The organism is Nonomuraea sp. NPDC003214, assembly GCF_053590035.1.
Genome location: NZ_JBSFSX010000013.1, coordinates 202,337 through 208,540 on the forward strand (window position 1 = coordinate 202,337; position 6,204 = coordinate 208,540).

The following is a 6,204-nucleotide window of genomic DNA, read 5'->3' on the forward strand; positions in this document are numbered from 1 at the left end:
GTGACCAGGGCGTGCGCCGCCGTGGACGCCGGGATCAGTGACGACGAATGCGTACGGCGTGGTCGGCATCAGCCGGCAAGGCGGCGCCCCCGAGGGCCGCCAGGGCGGGATCGGCCAGAAGCCTGCCGGGCGCGTGGGCGGACCCGGGGAGATCGCCTCCGCCGTGCTCTTGCTGTGCTCGGCGGAGGCCGCGTTCACCGTCGGTCATGCCCTGGCGGTGGACGGCGGCCGGACTGCCCGGCCGCCGTCCACGCGCATCCGTCAGACCCCGAACGCCGCCGGGTAGCGGATCGTGCCGGTCGGCACCGGGCGGGCCGGGTCGAGGGCCAGCGCCATCATGTACTTGTCCTCGACCTCGAACGGCGGCCGGATGCCGAAGCCGGACGCCGGGGTGAAGCCGAAGCGCGGGTAGTACTCGGCGTGGCCGAGCACCAGCACCAGGTTCTCGCCCTGCTCGCGGGCGGCGCGCAGGGCCCCTTCGATGGCGGCCGAGCCGGCGCCCATCCGCTGGTGCTCGGGCGAGACCGCGCACGGGCCCAGGGTGAGCGCGGGCTCACCGTCGACGTGGCAGCGGGTCAGCAGCGCGAACCCGGCCAGCTCGCCGTCGGCCGTCTCGGTGACCCACGACAGGCCGGGCAGCCACGCCTCGGAGTCGGCCCGCAGCGCCTCGACCAGGTCGGCCTCGTGCGCGCTGGGGAAGGCGGCGAGGTTGACCTCGCGGATGCGGGCGAGGTCGGCGGTGGTCTCGGGGCGGGTGATCCAGGAGGTGGTCATGATGTCCGTTTCCGTGGTGGCCTGCGGGCGCAGGACGTAGCCGGTGTACTGGTATTCGGCGCCGTGGTCGCGGCGCATGGCGATCTCTTGGAGGGTGGCTTCGACGGCCTCGCGCATCCCGGGCACGGCCGGGTCGGCGGCGCGGGCCCGTTCGGCGAGCGGCGTGTAGTACTCGTCGAGCCAGTCGCCGTCGGGGAGCGGGTGCACCGCGACGACGTCGTAGCCGGCGGCGCGGGCGGCGGCGGCGTTCTGCTCGTGGGTGCGCAGCCGGTAGTGGCCGTCCCAGAACGCGCGTGCCTCGGGCGAGGGGGAGCCGGTGCTCCACTCGCACTCGGTGACGACCAGCGTGCCGCCGGGGGCGAGCAGCCGCCGCCACACGCGCAGCGCCGTGTCGAAGCCGATGTTGTAGACGGAACCTTCAGCCCAGATCAGGTCGAAGCTCCCGCCGGGGAAGGACAGCTCGGCCATCGACGCCCGCAGCGTGCGGACGGGCAGCCCGGCCTCGCGGGCGGCGAGGTCCAGGTCGTCGAGGAACGGCTGGTGCAGGTCGACCGCGGTCACCTCGGCGCCGGCCTCCCGGGCGAGCAGCAGCGCGGCCGGGCCCCGGCCGCAGCCGACGTCCAGCACGCGCGGGCGCGCCGGCAGCGGCCCCGCCAGGTCGAGCAGGCGGCGGGTGGTCGCGTCGGAGCCGGGGCCCTCCCGGCGCAGGCCGTCGTGCAGGGCGAAGAACGCGGTCACGACCGGGTCGGCCGCCGCTGGCGGCGTGTCGGCGGTCATGTCTGCTGGTCCCTGAACTTGTAGGTGGCGCGCAGATGGCTGGTGATGGCCTTCTGCCTGTCGGTGCGCTCGCCGCGCAGCCGGGCGTCGGTCCGCGCGGCGGCCCACGCGTTCTCGCGCTGCAGCTTGCGGTAGCTGTTCAGGCGGCGTTCGGTCAGCTCGCCCGCCTCGATGGCGGCTTGCACCGCGCAGCCTGGCTCGGTGTCGTGGGCGCAGTCGCCGAAGCGGCAGTCGCGGGCCAGCGCCTCGATCTCGGCGAAGGTCCGCTCCAGGCCGTCCGCGGCGTCGTACAGGCTGATCCCGCGCAGGCCGGGGGTGTCGATGAGGACGCCTCCGGACGGCAGCGGGACGAGCTCGCGGCGGACGGTGGTGTGGCGGCCCTTGCCGTCACGCTCCCGCACCGCGCCGATGGCGAGCAGGTCGTCGCCGAGCAGCGCGTTGCCGAGGCTGGACTTGCCCGCCCCGGACGAGCCGAGCAGCACCGTGGTGCCGCTCAGCGACGCGGTGAGGACGTCGATGTTCTGGCCGGTGGTGACGCTGGTGACCAGGATGTCGACGCCCGGTGCGAGCGTGGCCGCCTCGGCGCGGGCGGCTTCGGCGTCGGCGGCCAGGTCGGCCTTGGTGAGCACGACCAGCGGCCGGGCGCCGCTCTCCCAGGCCAGGGCCAGCATGCGTTCCAGCCGGGCCCCGTCCAGCGGGGCCGCGAGCGAGAGCGCGATGGCGACGACGTCGACGTTGGCGGCCAGCACCTGCCCGTGGGAGGTGCCGGACGCCGACGAGCGGACGATCGCGCTGCTGCGCGGCAGCAGCGCCACCAGCTCCGGCTCGGGGCCCGGCCGCAGCGCGGCCCAGTCTCCGGTGCAGGGCGCCAGGAGCGGATCGGGGGAGTGCAGCGCCGCGAGACCGGCGCGTACGGGGCCGGTCTCGGTGACCGCGTCACAGCGGCCGCGGTCGACGCGCACGATCCGGGCCGGCACCAGACCGGCCGCCCGGTGAGGGGCGAAGTCTTCGTCGAGCGCGTCGGTCCACCCGTATCGGGTCAGACCGTCGTCGGATGGATCGGTGAAAAGTTGTGGCAACGTGAGACACCTTGCGGGAAGGGGCCCCGACGAGACGCAGGCATCACCCCGCCACGCAAGCCCGACGGCTTACGGCAAGGGGTGGAAGTGGGTCAGACCGGGGCCCGGGACGTGAGGATTGTCCGGGCGCTGCGCAGGGCAGCGGTCTTCACCGCGGTCATCAAACCTCACCTCCCTCCAGCCGAATCCGAACCAACGGCACGTAGCTTACCAGGTTTGTCAGCCCCGCCGTCCCGGCCAGTCCGGCCGATCCTCGACGGGGATCGTACGGTGCCGGCGCTCGGCGTGGGAGCGCGGCGGTCCCACCCACAGCACGGCGGCCGCGACCAGGGCGGAGAGGATCAGCAGGGCGCCCAGCAGAATTTCGAAGAACATGAGGACTCCTTCGGCCTCGACTGCGAGGACGAAGGTCTTCCCGCACCCTCCCGCGCCGGGAAGGGCCGTCCCGCCGGGCCTGCGGAGGCCGTGATGACGGCCGGGACGTCGGACGGCGGGTACTCCCCTCCGTGCTTCCTCCACTATCGTCCCGGGGCCCCGCACCGGTCAATCGGTCTCCCGGCGGTGGCTCGTACCGGCGGGTTCGCCTACTCTTGGGGGGCGAGGGGAGTACTTCCCAAGCGCCGGCCCGGTCAGTACGGACGTGACCTCGTCCCCGGGCGGCCGCCCGCGCGCCGCGGGTGAAGGAGACCTCGAACGGCTCTCGTTCGAGGAGGTTCCATGCTCGCTCCACCCGGTTCGATGACGGCTGCCCAGCTGGAGACGATCGGCTCACCCGGCCTGTGGGGGGTCACCATCGCCGGCCTGGTCCTGCTGCTGGGCGTCGACTTCGTCCTGACGCGGCGCCCGCACGAGGTGCGGATGCGCGAGGCGGTCGGCTGGTCGGTGTTCTACCTGGCGCTCCCGCTGCTGTTCGGCGTCTACGTGTGGAGCGCGTTCGGCGGCGGCGTGGCGGTGGAGTTCTACACCGGCTACGTGGTGGAGAAGTCGCTGTCGGTGGACAACCTGTTCGTGTTCATGCTGCTGCTGTCCGCGTTCGCGGTGCCGCGCGAGCTGGCCCAGCGGGTGCTGCTGTACGGGATCATCGGGGCGCTGGTGTTGCGCGCGGTGTTCATCGCGCTGGGCGCCGCGGTGCTGCAGAGCGGCACGTGGGCGTTCCTGCTGTTCGGCGGCATCCTGGTGGTCACCGCCTGGAAGATCCTCAAGGAGGCGCTGAGCGGCCGGGAGCAGCAGGTCGACATCGACTCGATGCGCTCGGTGCGCCTGCTGCGGCGGTTCATGCCGGTCACCGGCGACTACCGGGGCTCCCGGCTGACGGTCCGCGAGGGGGGCCGGCGCGCCCTGACCCCGCTCGCGCTCGCCATCGTGGCCGTCTTCGCCACGGACATCGTCTTCGCCGTCGACTCGGTGCCCGCGGTGTACGGCGTGACCGAGGACCCGTTCCTGGTCTTCGTCACCAACGCCTTCGCCCTGCTGGGGCTGCGCGCGCTGTACTTCGTGCTGCAGGGCGTGCTGGAGAAGCTGCGGCACCTGAACCACGGGCTCGGCGTCATCCTCGGCTTCATCGGCCTCAAGCTCGTGCTGCACTGGGCGCACGGCATCTGGCCGGCGGTGCCGGAGATCCCCACGCTCGCCTCGCTGGGGGTGATCGTCGCGGTCCTGACGACCGTCACGCTCACCAGCCTGTACGCCAACCGGCGCGTCACCGCCCCACCTGTGGAGAGGTGACCTGCCGGTCAGGTCCGTTCGCCGGCTACGTCCGCTTTGCGGGTTCGCGCTTGAGCAGGGCCAGCATCTGCTGGATCTGCTCCTTGCGGGACGCCTCGACGCGGGTCGCCCACTGCTTCACCTCCGGGTTGGCGCCGCCTGCCGTTTCGGCGCCGGCCATCTGGACGGCGTCGTCCTGGTGGGCGATCAGCAAGTTGAGGAAGTCACGTTCGAAGCTCTTGGACTTCTTCAGGTCGGCGATCTGCTTCCGGTCGGTCTCCGGCATGCCGCCGTGGTGGTCGTGGGAGTCCGAGGCGGCGGTCAGGGGCTGCGACCAGGCGTGCAGCCAGCGCAGCATCATCTCGACCTCGTCCTGCTGGGTGAGCGCGATGGCCGACGCCAGCGTCTTCAGCTCCGGCGTCTTCGCCCTGGCGGCGCCCACTTCGGCGATCTCGATGCCCTGGCGATGATGCTGGACCATCATCTGGACGAACATCACGTCCTCGGCGTTGACCGGATCGCCTGCGGACCGGGTGGGTCCGCAGGCGACGACCAGCAGCAGACTCAGGACTGTGGCGGTCCAGCGTGCCGCTGTTCCGGCCAATTCCTAGATCCGCTTCCAGAGGGCGGCCACGTTCGGCGGCTCCCAGCCGGTGAGGGCGGTGTGCGGCTGCAGGCACTCGTAGGTCGCGCCGCCGTAGGTGACCCGGTCACCCGTCCGGTAGGCCGTGCCCGCGCTCCACGTGCCGCCGGGCTGCGTCGACGTCGGCGTGGGGGTGGGAGTCGGCGTCGGGGTCGGGGTGGGCGTGGGGGTCGGCGTCGGCGTGGGCGTCGGGGTGGGCGTGCTGCCGCCGCCGAAGTCGACGTCCGAGCAGGTGTAGAAGGCCTCGTTGCTGCCGACCACGCGCTGCCAGATCGAGTAGAGGATGTGCCTGCCGCTGCGCTGGGGCAGGTTGATGGTCCAGTTCGTGAACGTCGTCGGGTTCTGGCCGTTGAACGTCTTGATGTGGACGAGGTCCGACCACTTGAGCGGCATGGTCGGGTTCCAGCCGTCGCGCGTGATGTAGAACTCGAAGTTGCTGTTGCCGTGCGGCGCGGACGCGTGGTAGGTCAGCGTGAAGTTGCCCGGCCGCACCTGGGTCGCGGGCCAGTCGGCGCGCTGCAGGTCGAGCCCGCGATACTTCTCGCGGCCCGCGCTGCAGAGCTTGCCGTCGGGGATGAGCTGGCGGTGCCGCCCACCCGCTTCGAGCAGCGAGACCTCGTTCCAGTCGTAGAACGCCTGGGGCCCGCTGGCGGCCACGGCGGCCTTGCAGGCGTCGGACTTCGGCGCCTCGGGGCCTTCGTTCTTGCAGACGTAGACGCGGCTGGGCGGGTTGGACATGGTTCCGTGGGCGTGGGCCGCGGAGGCCGGCAGCAGGACCAGCATTCCTGTGGCGGCGGTCATGGCGGCGACTGTGCTCTTGCGCACCTGTGCTCCTGGGGGGATGAGACAGGAATAAAAAGGAAACCTTCCTAAGAGTTAACGATATTTGACGGGCAGGCAACCTGTCCAGGTCAAGGCGCCGGGCTTCGGATCGGCGGGAAAGTTGACGAGTTCACCCCGCTGTGTCATCCTGAAGGCGGCGCCGAGGTTGACGCTTATAGTACGTGTGGACATCCGTTTCCTGTTTGCGTTATGCTGCTCCCTCGCGCTGCCCTTCCACGCCCTGGCTCCTGCCGGGGCGTTCGGCATGCGCGCAGTCCGATTCCGTCCGTGCCTTCCGGAAGGACACCCCTTGGCAGCCTCGCGCAACGCCTCCGCCGTACCCGCCGGTCCCCGTCGCGTCTCTTTTTCGCGCATCCAGGAGCCCCTCGAAGTTCCTGACCTTCT

7 protein-coding genes and 1 pseudogene are annotated in these 6,204 nt (G+C 71.7%); 2 read left to right on the top strand and 6 right to left on the bottom strand.

Annotated features, from left to right (window positions below):
• Positions 1–37: 37 nt before the first annotated feature.
• Positions 38–286: an SDR family oxidoreductase gene (locus ACWDXC_RS35550; protein ID WP_449989598.1), complete on the top strand. Its 249-nt coding sequence runs from the start codon at positions 38–40 to the stop codon at positions 284–286.
• Here ACWDXC_RS35550 and ACWDXC_RS35555 read toward each other — a convergent pair.
• From ACWDXC_RS35555 to ACWDXC_RS35570, 4 genes and pseudogenes are all read right to left on the bottom strand, one after another.
• On the bottom strand, positions 262–774 hold the full coding sequence (locus tag ACWDXC_RS35555) for a GNAT family N-acetyltransferase (protein WP_449989626.1): 513 nt from the start codon (positions 772–774) through the stop codon (positions 262–264). The genes ACWDXC_RS35550 and ACWDXC_RS35555 overlap by 25 nt on opposite strands.
• Positions 775–993: 219 nt before the next feature.
• Positions 994–1,551 (bottom strand): annotated as a pseudogene (locus tag ACWDXC_RS35560) (class I SAM-dependent methyltransferase); the annotation flags it as partial.
• On the bottom strand, positions 1,548–2,630 hold the full coding sequence (rsgA, locus tag ACWDXC_RS35565) for a ribosome small subunit-dependent GTPase A (RefSeq protein WP_449989601.1): 1,083 nt from the start codon (positions 2,628–2,630) through the stop codon (positions 1,548–1,550). The pseudogene ACWDXC_RS35560 and the gene rsgA, both read right to left, overlap by 4 nt.
• 219 nt (positions 2,631–2,849) lie before the next feature.
• Entirely contained in the window at positions 2,850–3,005 is a 156-nt protein-coding gene (locus ACWDXC_RS35570) for a hypothetical protein (RefSeq protein WP_449989604.1), read from the bottom strand.
• Positions 3,006–3,347: 342 nt separating this feature from the next.
• On the opposite strand from ACWDXC_RS35570, the gene ACWDXC_RS35575 reads away from it, so the two are divergent.
• Positions 3,348–4,355: a TerC family protein gene (locus ACWDXC_RS35575; protein ID WP_449989607.1), complete on the top strand. Its 1,008-nt coding sequence runs from the start codon at positions 3,348–3,350 to the stop codon at positions 4,353–4,355.
• Positions 4,356–4,380: 25 nt separating this feature from the next.
• Here the strand turns inward: ACWDXC_RS35575 and ACWDXC_RS35580 are convergent, their stop codons facing one another.
• On the bottom strand, positions 4,381–4,938 hold the full coding sequence (locus ACWDXC_RS35580; protein ID WP_357588026.1) for a DUF305 domain-containing protein: 558 nt from the start codon (positions 4,936–4,938) through the stop codon (positions 4,381–4,383).
• Positions 4,939–4,941: 3 nt separating this feature from the next.
• Positions 4,942–5,802: a lytic polysaccharide monooxygenase auxiliary activity family 9 protein gene (locus ACWDXC_RS35585; RefSeq protein ID WP_219507713.1), complete on the bottom strand. Its 861-nt coding sequence runs from the start codon at positions 5,800–5,802 to the stop codon at positions 4,942–4,944.
• Between the last annotated feature and the right edge of the window lie 402 nt (positions 5,803–6,204).